At 73.5% G+C, this 19282-nt stretch carries 18 protein-coding genes and 1 pseudogene; 12 read left to right on the top strand and 7 right to left on the bottom strand.

The features are described from left to right. Positions 1 to 89 precede the first annotated feature (89 nt). The 4 genes from thrS to MCBG_RS08505 all read left to right on the top strand — a co-directional run bounded on the left by thrS (position 90) and on the right by MCBG_RS08505 (position 4633). On the top strand, positions 90 to 2111 hold the full coding sequence (gene thrS / locus MCBG_RS08520; protein ID WP_043325007.1) for a threonine--tRNA ligase: 2022 nt from the start codon (positions 90 to 92) through the stop codon (positions 2109 to 2111). Between the two features lie 10 nt (positions 2112 to 2121). Further along, positions 2122 to 2682, top strand: coding sequence for an HIT family protein (locus MCBG_RS08515; RefSeq protein WP_043325006.1), 561 nt, complete (start codon positions 2122 to 2124; stop codon positions 2680 to 2682). 32 nt (positions 2683 to 2714) lie between these two features. Beyond that, positions 2715 to 3368, top strand: a complete 654-nt coding sequence (locus MCBG_RS08510) for a CG0192-related protein (RefSeq protein WP_043330343.1) — start codon at positions 2715 to 2717, stop codon at positions 3366 to 3368. Between the two features lie 263 nt (positions 3369 to 3631). Then, positions 3632 to 4633 (top strand): aldo/keto reductase, encoded by a 1002-nt coding sequence (locus tag MCBG_RS08505; RefSeq protein WP_051611074.1) that lies wholly within the window; start codon positions 3632 to 3634, stop codon positions 4631 to 4633. 30 nt (positions 4634 to 4663) lie between these two features. Here MCBG_RS08505 and MCBG_RS08500 read toward each other — a convergent pair whose 3' ends face one another. Continuing rightward, positions 4664 to 6820, bottom strand: coding sequence for an elongation factor G-like protein EF-G2 (locus MCBG_RS08500; RefSeq protein WP_043325004.1), 2157 nt, complete (start codon positions 6818 to 6820; stop codon positions 4664 to 4666). 252 nt (positions 6821 to 7072) lie between these two features. Between MCBG_RS08500 and pgsA the strand changes: the two genes are divergently transcribed. The 7 genes and pseudogenes from pgsA (at position 7073) to MCBG_RS08465 (ending at position 13086) form a co-directional block, all read left to right on the top strand. Continuing rightward, complete coding sequence (gene pgsA, locus MCBG_RS08495; RefSeq protein ID WP_043325003.1) at positions 7073 to 7693, top strand: phosphatidylinositol phosphate synthase; 621 nt, start codon at positions 7073 to 7075, stop codon at positions 7691 to 7693. A 34-nt stretch (positions 7694 to 7727) separates the two neighbouring features. After that, positions 7728 to 8623 (top strand): annotated as a pseudogene (locus MCBG_RS08490) (phosphatidylinositol mannoside acyltransferase). Positions 8624 to 8635: 12 nt separating this feature from the next. Then, on the top strand, positions 8636 to 9796 hold the full coding sequence (locus MCBG_RS08485) for a glycosyltransferase family 4 protein (protein WP_043325002.1): 1161 nt from the start codon (positions 8636 to 8638) through the stop codon (positions 9794 to 9796). An 83-nt stretch (positions 9797 to 9879) separates the two neighbouring features. Then, positions 9880 to 10383 (top strand): hypothetical protein, encoded by a 504-nt coding sequence (locus MCBG_RS08480; protein WP_043325001.1) that lies wholly within the window; start codon positions 9880 to 9882, stop codon positions 10381 to 10383. Between the two features lie 125 nt (positions 10384 to 10508). Further along, positions 10509 to 11420: a pyridoxal 5'-phosphate synthase lyase subunit PdxS gene (gene pdxS, locus MCBG_RS08475; protein WP_043325000.1), complete on the top strand. Its 912-nt coding sequence runs from the start codon at positions 10509 to 10511 to the stop codon at positions 11418 to 11420. A gap of 76 nt (positions 11421 to 11496) precedes the next feature. Continuing rightward, positions 11497 to 12102, top strand: a complete 606-nt coding sequence (gene pdxT / locus MCBG_RS08470) for a pyridoxal 5'-phosphate synthase glutaminase subunit PdxT (RefSeq protein ID WP_043324999.1) — start codon at positions 11497 to 11499, stop codon at positions 12100 to 12102. 234 nt (positions 12103 to 12336) lie between these two features. Beyond that, positions 12337 to 13086, top strand: coding sequence for a YebC/PmpR family DNA-binding transcriptional regulator (locus MCBG_RS08465; RefSeq protein ID WP_043324998.1), 750 nt, complete (start codon positions 12337 to 12339; stop codon positions 13084 to 13086). A gap of 67 nt (positions 13087 to 13153) precedes the next feature. Here MCBG_RS08465 and MCBG_RS08460 read toward each other — a convergent pair whose 3' ends face one another. The 4 genes from MCBG_RS08460 to MCBG_RS08445 form a co-directional block, all read right to left on the bottom strand. Continuing rightward, entirely contained in the window at positions 13154 to 14215 is a 1062-nt protein-coding gene (locus MCBG_RS08460; protein WP_043324997.1) for an ABC transporter permease, read from the bottom strand. Continuing rightward, positions 14212 to 15105, bottom strand: a complete 894-nt coding sequence (locus MCBG_RS08455) for an ABC transporter ATP-binding protein (RefSeq protein ID WP_043324996.1) — start codon at positions 15103 to 15105, stop codon at positions 14212 to 14214. Before MCBG_RS08455 ends, MCBG_RS08460 begins: the two co-directional genes overlap by 4 nt. An 81-nt stretch (positions 15106 to 15186) precedes the next feature. Continuing rightward, positions 15187 to 15864 carry a response regulator gene (locus MCBG_RS08450; RefSeq protein WP_043324995.1) on the bottom strand — a complete coding sequence of 226 codons (678 nt, stop codon included), beginning with the start codon at positions 15862 to 15864 and terminating at the stop codon, positions 15187 to 15189. After that, entirely contained in the window at positions 15861 to 17150 is a 1290-nt protein-coding gene (locus tag MCBG_RS08445) for a sensor histidine kinase (protein ID WP_043324994.1), read from the bottom strand. Before MCBG_RS08445 ends, MCBG_RS08450 begins: the two co-directional genes overlap by 4 nt. Before the next feature lie 87 nt (positions 17151 to 17237). On the opposite strand from MCBG_RS08445, the gene MCBG_RS08440 reads away from it, so the two are divergent. After that, positions 17238 to 17798 carry a GNAT family N-acetyltransferase gene (locus MCBG_RS08440; protein ID WP_043324993.1) on the top strand — a complete coding sequence of 187 codons (561 nt, stop codon included), beginning with the start codon at positions 17238 to 17240 and terminating at the stop codon, positions 17796 to 17798. 62 nt (positions 17799 to 17860) lie between these two features. Here MCBG_RS08440 and MCBG_RS08435 read toward each other — a convergent pair whose 3' ends face one another. Together MCBG_RS08435 and MCBG_RS08430 are read right to left on the bottom strand one after the other, a co-directional pair. Beyond that, positions 17861 to 18802 (bottom strand): permease prefix domain 1-containing protein, encoded by a 942-nt coding sequence (locus tag MCBG_RS08435; protein ID WP_043324992.1) that lies wholly within the window; start codon positions 18800 to 18802, stop codon positions 17861 to 17863. Continuing rightward, complete coding sequence (locus MCBG_RS08430; RefSeq protein ID WP_043324991.1) at positions 18799 to 19140, bottom strand: PadR family transcriptional regulator; 342 nt, start codon at positions 19138 to 19140, stop codon at positions 18799 to 18801. Before MCBG_RS08430 ends, MCBG_RS08435 begins: the two co-directional genes overlap by 4 nt. Positions 19141 to 19282 lie beyond the last annotated feature (142 nt).

Below are 19282 nucleotides of genomic sequence, written 5' to 3'. Positions count from 1 at the left end.
GCGTCGGCGACGGCACGCCTCGGGGCGACCGATAGCATCGCAGGGGCCGGTCACCGGCCGATCCGTACCGTCGACGACTAGGAGTCACCGTGTCCGCACCCCGTACCCCCGTCGTGGCCGACCCCGTCGTCGTCGCCGCCGGGACCACGGCGGCCGACGCGGTGGCCGCGGCCGGCCTGCCGATGAGCGGGCCGAAGGCGATCGTGGTGGTCCGCGATCCGCAGGGCCAGCTGCGCGACCTGGACTGGCGTCCGGCCGAGGAGGTCGCGGTCGAGCCGGTCGCGCTGGACAGCCCGGACGGGCTGAACGTGCTGCGCCACTCCACCGCGCACGTGCTGGCCCAGGCGGTGCAGGACGTCTTCCCGGAGGCGAAGCTCGGCATCGGCCCGCCGATCGAGAACGGCTTCTACTACGACTTCGGCGTCGACAAGCCGTTCCAGCCGGACGACCTGGCCAAGCTCGAGAAGCGCATGCAGGAGATCGTCAAGTCCGGCCAGCGGTTCCGCCGCCGCCGGTTCGCCGACCTGGACGAGGCGCGGTCCGAGCTGGCCGCCGAGCCGTTCAAGCTGGAGCTGATCGAGGTCAAGGGGGAGGGGCTGGACTCCTCCGAGGTGATGGAGGTGGGCGGCGGCGAGCTGACCATCTACGACAACCTCGCCGCGAACGAGGACAAGGTCTGCTGGTCGGACCTGTGCCGCGGCCCGCACCTGCCGAACACCCGGCTGATCGGCGCGTTCAAGCTGATGCGCTCGGCCGCCGCGTACTGGCGCGGGTCGGAGAAAAACCCGCAGCTGCAGCGCGTGTACGGCACCGCGTGGCCGACCCGCGACGAGCTCAAGGCGTACCTGAAGCTCCTGGAGGAGGCCGCCCGCCGCGACCACCGCAAGCTCGGCGCGGACCTCGACCTGTTCAGCTTCCCCGACGAGATCGGCTCCGGCCTGCCGGTCTTCCACCCCAAGGGCGGCGTGCTCAAGCGGGTGATGGAGGACTACGTCCGGGCGCGGCACGTCGAGGAGGGCTTCGACTACGTCGGGACGCCGCACATCTCCAAGGAAGGTCTCTTCCACACGTCGGGACACCTGCCCTACTACAAGGACACGATGTTCCCGCCGATGGAGATGGAGGGCAGCGACTACTACCTCAAGGCCATGAACTGCCCGATGCACAACCTGATCTACCGGTCGCGCGGGCGGTCCTACCGGCAGCTGCCGCTGCGGCTGTTCGAGTTCGGCACGGTCTACCGGTACGAGAAGTCGGGCGTCATCCACGGCCTGACCCGGGTGCGCGGATTCACCCAGGACGACTCGCACTCCTACTGCACGAAGGAGCAGGCGCCGGCCGAGATCAAGCACCTGCTCGGCTTCGTGCTCAGCCTGCTGCGCGACTTCGGCATCGACGACTTCTACCTGGAGCTGTCGACCCGCGACGACTCGAAGCCGGACAAGTTCGTCGGGTCCGACGAGGACTGGGCGACCGCCACCGCCGTGCTGGAGCAGTGCGCGCTGGAGACCGGGCTGGAGCTGGTGCCGGACCCGGGCGGCGCGGCGTTCTACGGCCCGAAGATCTCCGTGCAGGCCAAGGACGCCATCGGCCGGACCTGGCAGATGTCGACGATTCAATACGACTTCAACCAGCCGAAGGGCTTCGGGCTGGAGTACCAGGCGGCCGACGGCACCCGGCAGCAGCCGGTGATGATCCACTGCGCCAAGTTCGGGTCGATCGAGCGGTTCATCGGCGTGCTCACCGAGCACTACGCGGGCGCGTTCCCGGCCTGGCTGGCGCCGGTGCAGGTGGTCGGCATCCCGATCCGCGAGGAGCACGGCGACTACCTGGTCGACTTCGCCGCGACGCTGCGCCGGCACGGCGTCCGGGCCGAGGTGGACCTGGGCGACGACCGGATGCAGAAGAAGATCCGCAACGCGCAGCAGCAGAAGATCCCGTTCATGGTGATCGCCGGGGACGACGACGTGGCCGCCGGCACCGTCTCGTTCCGCTACCGGGACGGCTCGCAGCGCAACGGCGTGCCGATCGACGAGGCGGTCGCGCACGTGCGCGAGGTGGTGGAGTCCCGCACCAACGCCGGTCCTGCCGCCGAGCGGGCCGGATCGTAGGATCGCCGGTGTGACAGGGGCGGAGCGGGACACCGGGTACGGCGGCGACAACGGTCTGGCGGACGGGCTGGACCGGCTCTGGACGCCGCACCGGATGACCTACATCTCCGGCGAGGACCGGCCCGAGGGCGGGTACGAGAAGCCGGCCGGCTGCCCGTTCTGCCTCGCGCCCGGGCTGCCGGCGGAGGAGTCCCTGGTGGTGGCCCGGGGCGAGCACGTCTTCGCGGTGCTCAACCTCTACCCGTACAACCCCGGGCACCTGCTGGTCTGCCCCTACCGGCACGTGGCCGACTACACCGAGCTGGACGAGCCGGAGACGGTCGAGCTGGCCGCGTTCACCAAGGCTGCCATGCGGGTGGTCCGGCACGTCTCCAGCGCGCACGGCTTCAACCTGGGCATGAACCAGGGTGGCGTGGCGGGCGCGGGCATCGCCGCGCACCTGCACCAGCACGTGGTGCCGCGCTGGGGCGGCGACGCCAACTTCATGCCGGTGATCGGCCGGACGAAGGTGCTGCCCCAGCTGCTCGCCGACACCCGGGAGCTGCTCGCCAAGGCGTGGGCGGCGGCCTGACGCCGGCCCGTTCCGACAGTACGATCTTGCGCATGGCTCTCCTGCACCGCGCGGAACTGCGCCCCTCGAAACTGGAGCTGCTCGTACCCTGGCTGCCCGGCCGGTCCTGGTTCGCCGGGGAGGCGGGCGCGGAGGTCAGCCGCGTCGCGGCGTACCGGTTCGACGATCCGGCCGGTGAGGTGGGCGTCGAGACGCTGCTCGTGCGCGCCGGTGACGGCCCGGTGCTCCAGGTGCCGCTGACCTACCGGGGCGCGCCGCTGGCCGGGGCGGACGACTTCTTCGTGGGTCTCGTCGAGCACTCGGTGCTCGGCCGCCGCTGGGTGTACGACGCCTGCGGCGACCCGGTGTACCCGCCGCTGCTTGCTGCCGCAGTGCTCGCCGACGCCGGCCAGGCCGAGGAGTATTTCGAGGTCGACGGCAAGCGTGAGATGCGTCCGGCGAGCATGACGCTGACCGGGAGCCGGACCGGCCGCCCGGTGCCGACGGGTCCGGCTTCGGCTGGTTCGGTTTCGGCTGGTTCGGTTTCGACCGGCTCGGGTGACGGCGGCGTGACGGTGGCCCGGGTGGGGGACGTCGAGCTTGCGGTGGTCCGGCGGCCCGTACCGGCCGAGGTGCCGGGCTCCGGTGGGCTCACCGGCTCCTGGCCGGGCCAGGACGAGCCGGTGCTGCTGGCCTACGCGCGCTGACGGCTCGCCGGGCGGCGGCGTTCCTCCGCAGAGCCGGATCGGGAGGGATGACCTCGGACCGATATACCTCAGAGTCATATTTATGACTCTGAGGTATATCGCTTCACCGCGAACGTCCACCGCCTGGCGTCACGCGGCGTGACCGCGCCCGGACTCTTCGGCTACGAACCGGCCCGCGATCGCCGGGAAGATGACAGGATGCGGCGGTGGCAGTCGACAAGCGACAGTTGGGGCGCAGCGGCATCGAGGTGAGCGCCCTCGGTATGGGGTGCTGGGCCATCGGCGGCCCCTGGGCCGAGGGCGCCCGCCCGCTGGGCTGGGGCCAGGTCGACGACGACGAGTCGGTACGCGCGATCCGCCGCGCGCTCGACCTCGGTGTCACGCTGTTCGACACCGCCGACACGTACGGCGCCGGGCACGGCGAGCGGGTGCTCGGCCGGGCGCTCGCCGGGCGGCGCGGCGAGGCCGTGATCGCCACGAAGTTCGGCTACACGTTCGACGAGAGCGCCCGGCAGGCCACCGGGGAGAACGCCTCGCCGCACTACCTGCGCCGGGCGGTGACCGACTCGCTGCGCCGGCTGGGCACCGACCACATCGACCTCTACCAGCTGCACCTCGGTGACCTGCCGCTGCCCCGGGCCGAGGCGCTCATCGGCACGCTCGACGACCTGATGGACGACGGCCTGATCCGGGGGTACGGCTGGAGTACCGACCGGGCCGACCGGGCCGCCGCGTTCGCCCAGGTCGCCCGGGGCGCCGCCGCCGTGCAGCACGCGCTGTCGGTGCTCCGCGACGCCCCGGCCATGCTCGACGCCTGCGACAAGCACGACCTGGCCAGCCTGGCCCGGGGACCGCTCGGGATGGGGCTGCTCACCGGCAAGTACACGCCGGAGTCGACGCTGCCCCGCGACGACGTACGCGGACTCGGGCCGACCTGGCTGGAGTGGTTCCGCAGCGGCCGGCCCGCCCCGGAGTGGCTGCGCCGGGTCGCCGCCGTCCGCGACGCGTTGACCGCCGACGGCCGTACCCTCGCGCAGGGGGCGATCGGGTGGATCTGGGCGCGCAGCGGCCGCGCGGTGCCGATCCCCGGCGCCCGTACCGTCGCCCAGGTCGAGGAGAACGCGGCAGCGCTGAGCTGGGGTCCGCTCGCCCCGGACCACTTCGCCGAGGTGGAGCGGCAGCTGGCGGCGGTACGCTCGGCAGCCCTCCGGGACGCCGACCGCCCCCACTGGCCGATGCCCCCGGTCCCCGCCGTCCGCCCCTGACCCCGCGGCGGGTGGGCGGGGCGGGCGGGGTCAGTGGGAGGTGGACTCCTTGCGGGCCTGGTCGGCCAGGTGGGCGGGCATTGGGTCGTGGCGGGCGAACTCGCGGCGGAACGTGCCCGTGCCGGCCGTCATCGAGCGCAGCTCCACCGCGTATCGCAGCAGCTCCGTGGCGGGCACCTCGGCGCGGACCAGCGTGCGGCCCTCGGCGTCCGGGTCCGGCTCGGTGCCGAGCACCCGGCCGCGCCGCCCGGACAGGTCGCCCATCACCGCGCCGACCGACGAGTCCGGCACCCGCACGGTGATCTCGTCGACCGGCTCCAGCAGCGTCGGCTGGCCCTTCTCGGCGGCGTCACGCAGCGCCAGCGCGCCGGCGGTCTGGAACGCGGCGTCGGAGGAGTCGACGCTGTGCGCCTTCCCGTCCACGAGCGTCACCCGCAGGTCCACCACCGGGTAGCCGGCGACCAGACCGCGTTCCATCTGGGCCCGTACACCCTTCTCCACCGACGGGATGTAGTTGTGCGGGACCGCGCCGCCGACCACCCGGTCGACGAACTCGAAGCCGGCGCCCCGGGGCAGCGGCTCCACCTCGATGTCGCAGACCGCGTACTGACCGTGGCCGCCGGACTGCTTGACGTGCCGGCCGTGCCCGCGCGCGGCGGCGCCGAACGTCTCGCGCAGCGGCACCCGGACCGGCTCGGTGTCCAGCTCGACCCCGCCGCCGCGCAGCCGGTCGAGCACCACGTCGGCGTGCGCCTCGCCCATGCACCACAGCACCAGCTGGTGGGTCTCCGCGTTGCGTTCCAGCCGCAGCGTCGGGTCACCGGCGACCAGCCGGGACAGGTTGCGGGCCAGCGCATCCTCGTCGGCCCGGCTGCGCGCCACGATCGCCACCGGCAGCAGCGGCTCGGGCATCTCCCAGGGCGCGACCAGCAGCGGGTCGTCCTTGGCCGAGATGGTGTCGCCGGTCTCCGCGCTGCCCGACTTGGTGATCGCGCACAGGTCACCGGCGACGCAGGCGGCCACCTCGCGCAGCGTCGCGCCCAGCGGGGTGTAGACGTGGCCGACCCGCTCGTCGGCGTCGTGGTCGGGGTGGCCGCGCTCGGCCATGCCGTGACCGGACACGTGGATGACCTGGTCGGGGCGGAGCGTGCCGGAGAAGACGCGCACCAGCGAGACCCGCCCGACGTGCCTGTCGACTGTCGTCTTGACCACCTCGGCGACGAGCGGGCCGTCCGGGTCGCAGGTCAGCGGCGGGCGGGGCGAGCCGTCCACGCCGGTGACCGCCGGCAGGTCGTGCTCCAGCGGCGACGGGAACGCCGCGACCAGGCCGTCGAGCAGCGCGTCCAGGCCCACGCCGGTCTCCGCGCAGACCGGCACCACCGGGTAGAAGTGGCCGCGGGCCACAGCGGTCTCCAGGTCGGTGATGAGCACCTCGGGGTCGATCTCCTCGCCGCCGAGGTAGCGGTCCATCAGGGTCTCGTCCTCGCTCTCCGCGATGATCCCCTCGATCAGCTCGTTGCGGGACTCCTGGATGGCCGGCAGGTGCTCCGGGTCCGGCTCGCGTACCTCCGGCGGCAGCCCGGCCGAGTAGTCGTACACCCGGCGGGTGATCAGCCCCATCAGGCCGGCCACCGACTCGCCGTCGTCGCCGAGCATCGGCAGGTAGAGCGGGAGCACGTTGTCGCCGAAGACGCGCTGGCACAGCGCCACCGCCTCGTCGAAGTCGGCCCGCGGGTGGTCCAGCCGGGAGACCGCCACCGCGCGGGGCATGTCGACGGCGGCGCACTCCTCCCACAGGGCGGCCGTGGCGGCGTCCATGCCGTCGACGGCGGAGACCACGAACAGCGCCGCGTCGGCGGCGCGCAGCCCGGCGCGCAGCTCGCCGACGAAGTCGCCGTAGCCCGGCGTGTCCAGCAGGTTGACCTTGACGTCGCGGTGCACCAGCGGCGCGCAGGCCAGGCTGACCGAGCGCTGCTGCCGTACGGCGGCGGGGTCGTGGTCGCAGACGGTGGTGCCCTCGGTGACGGCGCCGGCCCGGCCGATCGTGCCGCTGGCGGCCAGCAGCGCCTCGACGAGAGTCGTCTTGCCGGCGCCGGAGTGCCCGACGAGCACCACGTTGCGAACCCTGCCGGGCTCGGTCACCACCGGCGCGCCGCCGGTGACACCCTTCTCGTTCTTCTGCGCCATCGCGGCGCACCTCCCTCAACCGGTGGTGGTGGCGACCGCCGCGGGCGACGGGGGAGCGGACCCGGGACGGGCGCCGCGGCGATATCTTCCGGTGATCTCCTGCTGGCCGGGAACGCGGACCGGTGATCCGGTGAGCTGGCTCACCTCCTGGCTCGATCTCACACCCGCGCGAGTGCGGGCACAAGGGCCGTCGGGCGGGTCGTGTGCCCGGCTGTGTCCCCGGCGGTTGCGGGCCGTTATCGTGGGACCGCCATGGCGAAGATCTTCCAAGTGACGGCCCGCGCGGGCATGACCCGCGTCGTGGAGCCGATCGCCCGTGCGCTGCTGCGTGCGGGCGTGTCCCCCAACGCGGTCACCGTGACCGGCACCGTCGGCGTGCTCGTCGGCGCGCTCGGCTTCGGCGCGCGCGGCCATCTGGTCGCCGGCGCGCTGATCGTCACGGTCTTCGCCCTCACCGACCTGCTCGACGGCACGATGGCGCGGATGAGCGGCGGGTCCACCCGGTTCGGGGCGTTCCTCGACTCGAGCATGGACCGGGTCGCCGACAGCGCGGTGTTCGGCGCGGTCGCGTACTGGCTGGCCACCGAGCACGACTACTCGGGCGTGGCGGCGGCGCTGATCTGCCTGGCCGCGGGCGGGCTGGTCTCCTACGTCAAGGCCCGCGCCGAGGGCCTCGGGATGACCTGCAACGTGGGCATCGCCGAACGCACCGAGCGGCTGCTCATCGTCGGCGTCGGCGGCCTGCTCACCGGCCTCGGCGTACCGCTGGCGCTGGAGATCGCGCTCTGGCTGCTCGCCGCCGTCTCGATCTTCACCGTCGGGCAGCGGATGGCCCACGTGTACCGCCAGGCCCAGCAGGTCGGCGTCGAGTGAACTCACCGAGGCGGGCTTCGTCGCGGGCTGACGCCTGATCCGGGCGCTGCCCCGGCCCGTCGCGGCCGCGGCCTTCCGGGCGGGCGCCGACCGCGCCCACCGCAAGGACGGCGGGGGTAACGCGCCGGCTGCGCGCCAACCTGCGCCGGGTGGTCGGCCCGGAAACTGCCCGACGCGGAGCTGGACGCGCTGGTGCGCGAGGGCTTGCGCTCGTACGCCCGGTACTGGATGGAGGCGTTCCGGCTGCCCGGCCTGAGCCGGGCGCAGATCCTCGCCGGGTTCCGCCTGGACGGGCAGGAACTGCTCGCCGCCGACGTGGCGGCCGGGCGGGGCGCCGTGGTGGCGCTGCCGCACGCCGGCAACTGGGACGCGGCCGGCGCCTGGGTGGCGGCCACCGGCTGGCCGATGACCACGGTGGCCGAGCGGCTCCCGGACGGCGTCTACGAGCGGTTCGTCGGGTTCCGGGAAGGGCTGGGCATGGAGATCCTGCCCAACACCGGCGGCCCGCGTCCCGCGTTCGACGTGCTGGTGGACCGGCTGCGCGCCGGCTACGTGGTGCCGCTGCTGGCCGACCGGGACCTGTCGGCCCGGGGCGTGGAGGTCGACTTCTTCGGCGGCCGGACCCGGATGCCGGCCGGGCCGGCGCTGCTGGCGATCCGCACCGGCGCGCCGCTCTACGTGGCCTCGATGTGGTACGAGCCGGACGCGGCGTGCGCGTCGATCGACGGCCCGCTGCCGCTGCCGGACCCGGACAGCGCCCCGCTGGACGAGCGGGTCCGCGCGGTGACGCAGCGGATTGCCGACGGTCTGGCGGCGGGCATCGCCCGGCATCCGCAAGACTGGCACATGTTGCAGCGGATGTGGCTGGACCAGGGCCGGGACGGTACGCCCACGTCGGCGGCGCCGCCGGCCACCACCGGGACGGTCTAAGGGGAGGGCGCAGTGCGTATCGGCATCGTGTGCCCGTACTCGTTCGACGTGCCGGGCGGGGTGCAGAACCACGTCATGGACCTGGCCGAGGCGCTGCTCGGGCTCGGCCACGAGGTGAGCGTGCTGGCGCCGGCCGACGAGGACTCGGCGCTGCCGCCGTACGTGGTGTCGGCCGGGCGGGCGGTGCCGCTGCCGTACAACGGGTCGGTGGCCCGGATCGCGTTCGGCCCGGTCTCCACCGCCCGGGTGCGGCGTTGGATCACCCGGGGCGACTTCGACGTGCTGCACGTGCACGAGCCGCTCACGCCGAGCCTGTCGATGCTGGCCGTGCTCTGCGCCCGCGGCCCGGTGGTGGCCACGTTCCACACCGCGATGACCCGTTCCCGGGTGCTGTCGGCCGCGCAGGGCGCGCTGCAGATCGTGCTGGAGCGGATCACCGCCCGGATCGCGGTGAGCGCGCTGGCCCGCAAGGTGCAGGTCGAGCACATGGACGGCGGCGCGGTGGAGATCCCCAACGGGGTGGCGGTGGCGAAGTTCGCCGGGGTGCCGCCGCTGCCCGGCTGGCCGGGGGAGTGCGCGCCGGGCACCGGCGGCACGCTGGGTTTCCTGGGCCGGTTCACCGAGCCGCGCAAGGGCTTCCCGATCTTGCGGGACGCGTTCGTCGCGCTCGCGCCGCACCGCCCCGGGCTGCGCCTGCTGGTCGCCGGGCCGGGCGACGCCGACGAGCTGTACGGGCGGTTCCCGGCCGCCCTGCGCGACCGGGTCACGTTCCTCGGCCTGGTCTCCGAGGCGGACAAGGCACGCATGTTGCGCAGCGTGCACCTCTACGTCGCACCGAACACCGGCGGGGAATCCTTCGGGATGATCCTCACCGAGGCGCTGGCCGCCGGGACGACTGTGGTCGCCAGCGACCTGGACGCGTTCCGCCGGGTGCTCGACGGCGGCCGGGCCGGACAGCTGTTCCCGACCGGCGACGCGGCGGCGCTGGGCGGCGCGCTGTCCGAGCTGCTCGACGACGCCGGCCGCCGCGCCGGGCTGACCGCCTGCGGCGACCAGGTGGTGGCGAATTTCGACTGGCCCGTGGTTGCCCGCCGTGTTCTGGAGGTATACGCAGCCGCGATCGAGGCCACCGACGGCCGGGTCATGGACCAGGAGTGGGCGGGACTGGGCTGACCGGGGTGGCCGCTGCGGCCGCTGTGACGAGCGCGTCGACCGGTGCCCCGCGCCGGGCGGGCGGGATGAGGAGCAGCACTACGATGCCGGGCATGTGGTGGGTGGTGGGCGCGGTCGGTGTGCTCGGGCTGGTCTCGGCGTACCTGATCTGGACCTCCGGCCGGGTGCAGCGGCTGCAGGTCCGCGCGGACTCGGCGGCCCGCGCGCTGGAGGCGCACCTGCTGCGCCGCGCGGCCGCCGCCGCGGTCCTGGCCGAGCAGCGGTACGGCGTGGAGCTGTACGCCGCCGCCCGGATCGCGCTCGACGCCGCCCCGGAGGAGCGCGAGGCGGCCGAGAACGACCTGACCCGGCAGTTGCGGGCGGTGCGGCTGGATCCGGACGACCCGGGCTGCGCGGCGGTGATCGCGGCGAGCCGCCGGCTGGCGCTGGCCCGGCAGGTGCACACCGACCTGGTCCGGGACGCCCGATCGGCGCGCAGCCGCCCGGTGGTGCGGCTGTTCCGGATGGGGCGGGGGCGGGAGTGGCCCCGCTACTTCGACATCGACGATCCCACGCTGGCCTCCCCGGCGGACGTGACCACTGGCTGACCGCCGGTCGTGACCGGGGCCACACGGCAGGCCACCGGGGGTTCGATTGGCGCTCGGAGCGGCGTCGCGACGGTCGTAGCATTCCTGCGCAGTCACCTCCCGAGCACGCCGAGGAGCGATGTCCCGTGTCTGAGTCCGCAGCCCCGACCCCCGCCACCGCCGTCGGCACCGCCCGCGTCAAGCGCGGCATGGCCGAGATGCTCAAGGGCGGTGTGATCATGGACGTGGTCACCCCCGAGCAGGCGAAGATCGCCGAGGACGCCGGCGCGGTGGCTGTGATGGCGCTGGAGCGGGTGCCGGCCGACATCCGCGCGCAGGGCGGGGTGTCCCGGATGAGCGACCCGGACATGATCGACGGCATCATCTCCGCCGTCTCGATCCCGGTGATGGCCAAGGCCCGGATCGGCCACTTCGTCGAGGCGCAGATCCTCCAGGCGCTCGGCGTCGACTACGTCGACGAGTCCGAGGTGCTGACCCCGGCCGACTACGCCAACCACATCGACAAGTGGGCGTTCACCGTCCCGTTCGTGTGCGGCGCGACGAACCTGGGCGAGGCGCTGCGCCGGATCACCGAGGGTGCCGCGATGATCCGCTCGAAGGGTGAGGCGGGCACCGGTGACGTCTCCAACGCCACCACCCACATGCGCAAGATCCGGCAGGAGATCCGCCGGCTCCAGTCGCTGCCCGACGACGAGCTGTACGTGGCGGCCAAGGAGCTGCAGGCCCCGTACGAGCTGGTCAAGGAGGTCGCCGAGCAGGGCAAGCTGCCGGTCGTGCTGTTCACCGCGGGCGGCATCGCTACCCCCGCCGACGCGGCCATGATGATGCAGCTCGGCGCGGAGGGCGTCTTCGTCGGCTCGGGCATCTTCAAGTCCGGCAACCCGGCGCAGCGGGCCGCCGCGATCGTCAAGGCGACCACGTTCCACGACGACCCGGACGTGCTCGCCAAGGTGTCGCGCGGGCTGGGCGAGGCGATGGTCGGCATCAACGTCGACGAGATCCCGCAGCCGCACCGCCTCGCCGAGCGCGGCTGGTGAGCGAAAGGAAGGGCCCCCTGTTAACGCCTCCGGTAGAGGCGGGGCCCCTTGTTAACACGGTGGCGGGAGGAGCGGCGTGACCGTACCGGTGATCGGCGTGCTCGCGCTGCAGGGCGACGTACGCGAGCACGTCGCGGCGCTGACCGGCGCGGGCGCCGACGCCCGGCCGGTGCGGCGCCCGGGCGAGCTGGACGCGGTCGACGGCCTGGTGGTGCCCGGCGGCGAGTCGACCACGATCAGCAAGCTGGTGGACATCTTCGAGATGCGCGAGCCGATCGACAAGCGGATCGCCGCCGGCATGCCGGTCTACGGCTCCTGCGCCGGCATGATCATGCTGGCCGTCGAGGTGCTGGACGGCCGCCCCGACCAGCGCGGCTTCGCCGGCGTCGACATGACGGTGCGGCGCAACGCGTTCGGCCGTCAGGTCGACTCGTTCGAGGCGCCGGTGGCGCTCACCGGCGTCGACGGCGGCCCGTTCCACGCCGTGTTCATCAGGGCGCCCTGGGTCGAGCGCGTCGGCCCCGACGTCGAGGTGCTCGGCCGGGTGACAGACGGCCCGGCCGCGGACCGGATCGTCGCGGTACGGCAGGGCAACCTGCTGGCCACCTCGTTCCACCCGGAGCTGACCGGCGACCTGCGCCTGCACCGCCACTTCGTGGAACTGGTCCGGGCGAGCCGCTGAGCGGCCGGTCCGTCCCTGATTGTGCCGGTTCGGGCGGCCCGGGGCGGGCCGCTGCCGTGCGGCGCGTGACAGTGACCCGGCCCCCGCCGGTAGGATTGCCGAGATTCGGCAGGGCCATCAGCCCGCCGCGGCTCCCAGCAGAGATCACGGCACCTCGGCGTCGGCGTGCGCCGGCGGGGGAGCGGGGCGTGTGGTGCGGTCGATGCAGACGGCGGGTAGCAACGGAGGTAACAGATGTCCGGCCACTCAAAGTGGGCGACGACCAAGCACAAGAAGGCGGTCATCGACGCCAAGCGCGGCAAGATGTTCGCCAAGCTGATCAAGAACGTCGAGGTGGCCGCCCGTACCGGCGGTGGTGACCCGGCCGGCAACCCGACTCTCTACGACGCCATCCAGAAGGCGAAGAAGAACTCGGTCCCGAACGACAACATCGACCGCGCGGTCAAGCGCGGCTCCGGCCTGGAGGCCGGCGGCGCCGACTGGCAGACGATCATGTACGAGGGTTACGGCCCGAACGGCGTGGCGATGCTGATCGAGTGCCTCACCGACAACCGCAACCGTGCCGCCACCGAGGTGCGCACCGCGCTGACCCGCAACGGCGGCTCGCTGGCCGACGCCGGCTCGGTGTCGTACATGTTCTCCCGCAAGGGCGTGGTGATCGTCCCCAAGGGCGGCACGACCGAGGACGACGTGATGATGGCAGTGCTCGACGCGGGCGCGGAGGAGGTCAACGACCTCGGCGAGGCGTACGAGGTGGTGTCCGAGCCGGGCGACCTGATCGCGGTCCGCACCGCGCTGCAGGACGCCGGCATCGAGTACGAGTCGGCCGAGTCCTCCCTCATCCCCAGCGTGAACGTGCCGCTGGACGAGGAGGGCGCGCGCAAGATCTTCAAGCTGATCGACGTGCTGGAGGACTGCGACGACGTGCAGAACGTATACGCCAACTTCGACGTCTCCGACGAGGTGATGGCCGCGGTCGGCTGACCCCGGTCCGACGTGCCGAGCGCCGGCTCCCCGCTGCGGGGTGGCCGGCGCTCGGCGTATGCCGTCGTCAGCCGATCGGCTCGCGCTGCCGCCACGCCGCCCGCACCGAGGTCCGCCCGTTGGTGCGCAGCAGCGAGCCCTCGTAGACCCGGGCCCCGGCGAGCAGGAACCCGGCCGCCGCGAGCAGCAGCAGCGCCAGCGACACGAACGGCTCCCACGTCGCCGCGTCACCGGTGAACAGCCGTACCGGCATCGCTGTGGGCGCGGAGATCGGCAGGTACGACAGGACCCGCATCGCGGTGGCGTTGTCGTTGAGGAACACCACCGCGAAGAACGGCGCCATCACGGCGAGCTGCACCGGGGTGGACGCCCCGGCGATGTCCTCCTGCCGGTTCACCAGCGCGCCGGCCGCCGCCCACATCGCCGCCAGCAGCAGGAAGCCGCACAGGAAGAACGGCACGAACCAGCCGATCGCGGGCGCGATCAGGCCCAGCAGGTCACCGCCGTCGGTCAGGCGCATCCCGATCAGCGCGACGGCCGCGATCAGCGTGATCTGTCCCAGCGCCAGCGCGCCCGCGGCGAGGATCTTGCCGGCCAGCAGCGCCCGGGCCGGCACGGCGGCCACCAGGATCTCCACGATCCGGGTCTGCTTCTCCTCGGTGACGCTCTGCGCGATCTGCAACCCGAACGTCTGGGACATGAAGAAGAAGACGAACGCGAAGGCGAACGGCACCAGGTACGCGACGAGTGGATCCACCGCGTCCGGGTCCAGCAGCTTCACCTGCGGGGCCGCGCTGAGCGCGGCGACCACGTCGTCCGGGGCCCGCTCGTCGGCGACCACCACCGGACCGGCCACCACCGCGGCGTCCGCGTCGCCGTCGCGTACCGCCTGCTCGGCGGCGCCGTCGTCGGCGACCAGCAGGACGTCCAGCCCGGCCGCGCGCAGCGGTTCGGCGCCGGCCGCGGTCGCCGCCACCGTGGACGGGCCGCTGCTCAGCATCGCCGGCACCACGGTGGCCACGACGGCGAGCAGCAGGAAGATCAGCGTGCTGTAGAGGAACGTCTTGTCGCGGACCTTGACCTTGATCTCGCGGGCCGCGACCAGCCGGGTGGCCTGGAACGTGTTCACTGGTTGACCTCTCGGAAGATCTCGGCGAGGGACGGGGTGACCGGGCCGAACGCGCGTACCGGGCCGCGTTCCAGCGCCGCGCGCAGCACCGCCTGGTCGTCGGCGGGCGGGTCCACCTCGAACACGGCGCGCGCGCCGTCGAGGTCGACCAGCCGCACGCCGGGCTGGTCCCGCAGCCAGCCGGCGTCGCCGTCCACCACGAGCGAGAACCGGGGCAACGTGTACGCGGCGCGCAGCTCCTCGCGGGCGCCGGCGGCCCGGATCGTCCCGCCGGCGATGAGCACCAGGTCGTCGCAGAGCCGCTCCACCACGTCGAGCTGGTGGCTGGAGAACAGCACCGGCGCTCCGGCGGCGGCACGTTCCCGCAGCACCGCGACCACCATGTCGACGGCGAGCGGGTCGAGCCCGGAGAACGGCTCGTCCAGGATCAGCACCTCCGGGTCGTGCACCAGCGCGGCGGCGATCTGCGCGCGCTGCTGGTTGCCCAGCGACAGCGTCTCCAGCAGGTCGTCGGCCCGCTCGCCGAGACCGACCCGCTCCAGCAGCGCGTCGGTGCGGCGGCGCGCCCCGGCGGCGTCCAGCCCGTACAGGCGGCCGAGGTGGACGACCTGCTCGCGGGGCGTCATCTTCGGGTAGAGGCCGCGTTCCTCGGGCATGTAGCCGAACCGGGCCCGGTCCTCCCGGGTGAGCCGGTGTCCCCGCCAGGTGACCTGCCCGGCGTCCGGGGCGAGCACGCCGAGGATGATGCGCATGGTGGTGGTCTTGCCGGCGCCGTTGCCGCCGACGAACCCGGTCATGCGCCCGGCGGTCACGTCGAAGGAGACGTCTTTGAGCACCTGACGGCCGCCGAAGCTGCGGTCGACGCCGTCGAGGCGGAGCACGCTGGTCATGATCCCGACGCTACGGCCGGCGCCCGCACCCGTCGTCCCACCGCGGAACGATCACGTGGTCCGCCCTGCGGCGGACCGGCGTCATCCGCCGGGCCGGACCACCCCGTGCTCGTACGCGAACACCACCGCCTGCACCCGGTCACGCAGCCCCAGCTTGGCCAGGACGCGGCTGACGTGGGTCTTCACCGTCGCCTCGCCGACGCGCAGCACGTCCGCGATCTCGGCGTTGCTGGCGCCGCTCGCGATCAGCTCCAGCACCTCCCGCTCGCGCGGGGTCAGGTCCGCCGTCGCCGCGTCGTGCCGGGGGTCCGGCGGCGCCCCGCCGGGCCGGGCGAACGTGGAGATCACCCGCCGGGTCAGCGCCGGCGCGATCAGCCCTTCGCCGCGCGCCACCACCCGCACCGCCTCGACCAGGTCCTCCGGGGTGCCGTTCTTCAGCAGGAAGCCGCTCGCCCCGGCGCGCAGCGCCGCGAACAGGTAGTCGTCCCGGTCGAACGTGGTGAGGATCAGCACCGCCGGGCCGCCCGGCGTCGAGTCGGCGGTGATCCGGCGCGTGGCCTCCAGCCCGTCGAGCACCGGCATCTCCACGTCCATCAGCACCACGTCCGGCCGCAGCGCGGACGCCATCGACACGGCGCGCTGCCCGTCGGCGGCCTCGCCGACCACCTCGATGTCGTCCTCGACCTCCAGGATGACCCGGAAACCGGTCCGGACCAGGTGCTGGTCGTCGACGAGCAGCACCCGTACCGGCGCGTTCACGCCGCCCGCCCGGCGGCCTCGACCGGCAGCGGCATGCGGGCCCGGACCCGGAACCCGCCGCCGGGGCGCGGCCCGGCCTCCACCTCACCGCCGTGGGCGGCGACCCGCTCCCGCATGCCGATCAGGCCGAGCCCGGTCCCGGCCGCCGGCGCGCCGCCCTGCCCGTCGTCGCTCACGTCGATCTCCAACTCCCTCGCCAGATAGCGGATGCGCACGTCCAGCGTGGTGGCGTGGGCGTGCTTGACCACGTTCGTCACCGCCTCCTGGACGATCCGGTACGCCGCCTGCGACACCGAGCGCGGCAGCGGCACCGGCTCCCCGTACACCCCGAGGTCGGCCCGTAGCCCGGTCTCCCGGGCCCGGTCGACGAGCGCGCGGACCTGGTCGATGCCGGCGGTGTCCTCCGGCGCGGTGACCGCGCCGGCCGCGGCGTCCGGGTCGCGCAGCACGCCGAGCATCCGGCGCAGCTCGTCGACGGAGGTGCGGGCCGTCTGCTCGATGGCGGCCAGCGCGGTACGCGCCTTGTCCCGGTCCCGGTCGAACACGCGCCGGCACGCGGCGGCCTGCACGCCCATCACCGACACGTGGTGGGCGACCACGTCGTGCAGTTCGCGGGCGATGCGGACCCGCTCGCCCATCACCGCGCGCTCGCGCGCCTCCGCCTGGGAGCGGCGCAGCTGCTCGGCCTGTTCGCGTAGCTCGTGCCGGCGGCGCGCGGCCACCCAGGCGGTCTGCCCGGAGTAGTAGGCGAAGCCGAAGAACAGCACGTTGTAGAGCACACCGTTCACCACTGCGGCGAGCACCGGCGGCACCGGGCCGGCGGCGTCGGCGAAGGAGGCAGCGGAGATCTGGTCGGCCCGCAACGCGAGGGACAGCCAGAGCCACGCGAACATCGCGACGATGATGCCGGCCCGCAGCCGCCCGGCCAGCCGCCGGTCGGTGCCCCACGCGCCGAGCGTGAACAGGGCGGCGAACAGCGCGCCCGACGGGATCTGGGCCAGCGGGACCGCCCGGGCCTGCCCGGCGACGAAGGCGACGGCCACGATCACCGCGACGGTGGCGGGCCAGCGCCGCCGTACGGCCAGCGGGGCGGTCACCGCGACGGTCCACCAGACCTGCTCGGCGACGCTCGGCGGCGGCCCGAGCAGGAACGCCCCGGTGCTGTACGCCAGGGTCAGCTCGAACAGGGCCAGCACGGTGACCGCGAGCCCGACCCAGAGGTCGGCGCGGAACTGCGCCGCCGTGGGAGCCGGCCGGCGCCAGGCGGTGGTGGGTGCGGTGCTCACCGTACGACCATGCCACCGACCGGGCCGTCGCGGTGGCCGGGGCGTAATCGGGTGGGCCGGACGACAGTGCCGACGTAGCCTGCCGGGGTGTTCGTGCCTGATCTGCCGTTGCGTACCGAGCGTCTGCTGCTGCGCGCCTTCACCGCCGCGGACGTGACCGTGCTCCGGGACTACCGGGGCCGCCCGGAGGTCACCCGCTACCTCTACCACGAGCCGTACGACGACGGCGCCGCCCGGGCCGCGATCGAGCGGCTGGTCCGGCGGACCGCGCTGCGCGCCCCCGGCGACGTGCTCAACCTCGCCGTGACGGTCGCGGACACCGGCGAGTTCGTCGGCGACGTGCTGCTGAGCTGGACCAGCGGAGAGCACCGGCAGGGCGAGATCGGGTACGTGGCGCATCCCGCGCACACCGGCCGCGGGTACGTCACCGAGGCGGCCCGGGAACTGCTGCGGATCGGCTTCGACGGGCTGGGCCTGCACCGGATCGTCGGCCGGCTGGACGCCCGCAACACCGCCTCGGCCCGGTTGCTGGAGCGGCTCGGCATGCGCCGGGAGGCGCACCTGCGGGAGAACGAGTTCGTCAAGGGGGAGTGGACCGACGAGGTGGTCTACGCGCTGCTGGCCCGGGAGTGGCGGGCGGCGGCCTGACTGCCCGCGTACCCGGAAGGGCCCGGCACGCCCTCGACGGGGCGTGCCGGGCCGGGCGTGGCTCAGGCGGCGCGGCCGGCCTTGACCGCGCTGTCGATCACGTCCCAGATCGCGACCAGCACGACCACCGCGCCCGCCACCCGGGCGAACTCGACGGTGCCGCCGTCGCGCAGCCAGGCGAACCGCTCGACCAGCTCCGGGTTGAGCAGCCGGTCGGTGGCGAGCAGCCAGAGCACCGGGGCGGCGAAGGCGACGTTGAGCACCGCGTTGACCGCCACCAGGGGCCAGGTCCACCGGCCGGACCGGTACTTGGCGATCTCCAGGCCGACGGTGGCCAGCAGCACCACGATCAGGGCCGGCAGCCAGAAGCTCCAGAGCGCCGGGTCGAGCGCCGGCAGCCGGGTGCCGTCGTCGGTGGTCCAGCGCTGGAAGTGCTGGCCGATCAGGAGGCCGATGGTGGCGAGCAGGAACACCACCGAGGCGATGCTGTCGGAGTGGTTGATCTGCCGTTCCCGGGTCTCCTCGGGGAGCTGGTCGACGGTCCACTCGGGCAGGCCGAGCGGGGTGCGGGTGCGTTCCAGCACGGCGAACACCAGCGTGACCCAGAACGCGATCTGCACCGCGGTCTGCATGGCGGCCACGATCGCCGCGCCGATCGCCGCGCCCGGCTCGCCGTCGACGAGCGCCTTCGTGACACCGGAGAGCACGCCGACGATCGCCGGGATCCAGGTGAGCAGCAGTCGCAGCAGCCGCCACCAGGTCAGGTAGTAGCGCGGGCCGATGAGTTGCAGCGTGCGGTCGCTGTAGCGGGCCGCGAGCTTCTCCGGGTGGCCCAGCTCGGTGAGCACCTCGCGTTCGGCGGAGGCGTGGTCCTGCCCGCCCGCGGTCCGGTCGTCGATCATGTCGGCGATGGAGCCGCGCAGTTCCTCGGCGAGTTCCAGGCGGCGCTGCGCGGGCACGGCCCGCATGGTGGCGGCGACGTAACGGTCGGTCAGGGAACTCATCGTTCCGCTCCTTCGATCAGGTCGGTGACGGACGTCCGCACCGCGGTCATGTCGTCGAGCAGGCGGTTCAGGACGGACTCGCCGTCGTCGCTGGTCCGGTAGAACTTGCGCGGCCGGCTCTCCTCGGTGTTCCACTCGCTGGTCAGCAGGCCCTGGTCCTCCAGCCGGCGCAGCAGCGGGTAGAGCGTGTTGGCGTCGACCGCGAAGCCGTGCGCGGCCAGCCGTTGCAGCAGGGCGTATCCGTAGTCGGGGCGGCGCAGGGCGACCAGGCTGGCCACCACGACAGTGCCGCGCCGTAGCTCCTGGAGGTGGGTCCGGAGGACCTCTTCGCTGACCATGCTCAACACGATAGTGTGTGCCACACACCATTGCAATAGAGGAGAACATCGCGTGCCGCACACCGGCCGGCCGGAGAGACCCGGGCCACGCCCGGCGCGGACGGTGGAGCCCGCGAGATCACCTCGGTAGGGTGGGTCGGTC

This window comes from Micromonospora sp. M42, from assembly GCF_000568915.1.
In the GTDB taxonomy this organism is placed as follows: Bacteria; Actinomycetota; Actinomycetes; order Mycobacteriales; family Micromonosporaceae; genus Micromonospora; species Micromonospora chalcea.
This window is presented reverse-complemented; position numbering and strand designations above follow the sequence as displayed.

What these genes read in the sequence shown, in the direction of transcription:
- MCBG_RS08505 (WP_051611074.1), top strand. Translation starts at nt 3,632, where the DNA reads ATGGGGTGCTGGGCCATCGGCGGCCCCTGGGCCGAGGGCGCCCGCCCG.
- pgsA (WP_043325003.1), top strand. Translation starts at nt 7,073, where the DNA reads ATGGCGAAGATCTTCCAAGTGACGGCCCGCGCGGGCATGACCCGCGTC.
- MCBG_RS08455 (WP_043324996.1), bottom strand. Translation starts at nt 15,105, where the DNA reads ATGACCAGCGTGCTCCGCCTCGACGGCGTCGACCGCAGCTTCGGCGGC.
- MCBG_RS08430 (WP_043324991.1), bottom strand. Translation starts at nt 19,140, where the DNA reads ATGGTCAGCGAAGAGGTCCTCCGGACCCACCTCCAGGAGCTACGGCGC.
- MCBG_RS08500 (WP_043325004.1), bottom strand. Translation starts at nt 6,820, where the DNA reads ATGGCGCAGAAGAACGAGAAGGGTGTCACCGGCGGCGCGCCGGTGGTG.
- MCBG_RS08480 (WP_043325001.1), top strand. Translation starts at nt 9,880, where the DNA reads ATGCCGGGCATGTGGTGGGTGGTGGGCGCGGTCGGTGTGCTCGGGCTG.
- MCBG_RS08465 (WP_043324998.1), top strand. Translation starts at nt 12,337, where the DNA reads ATGTCCGGCCACTCAAAGTGGGCGACGACCAAGCACAAGAAGGCGGTC.
- MCBG_RS08435 (WP_043324992.1), bottom strand. Translation starts at nt 18,802, where the DNA reads ATGAGTTCCCTGACCGACCGTTACGTCGCCGCCACCATGCGGGCCGTG.
- MCBG_RS08510 (WP_043330343.1), top strand. Translation starts at nt 2,715, where the DNA reads ATGGCTCTCCTGCACCGCGCGGAACTGCGCCCCTCGAAACTGGAGCTG.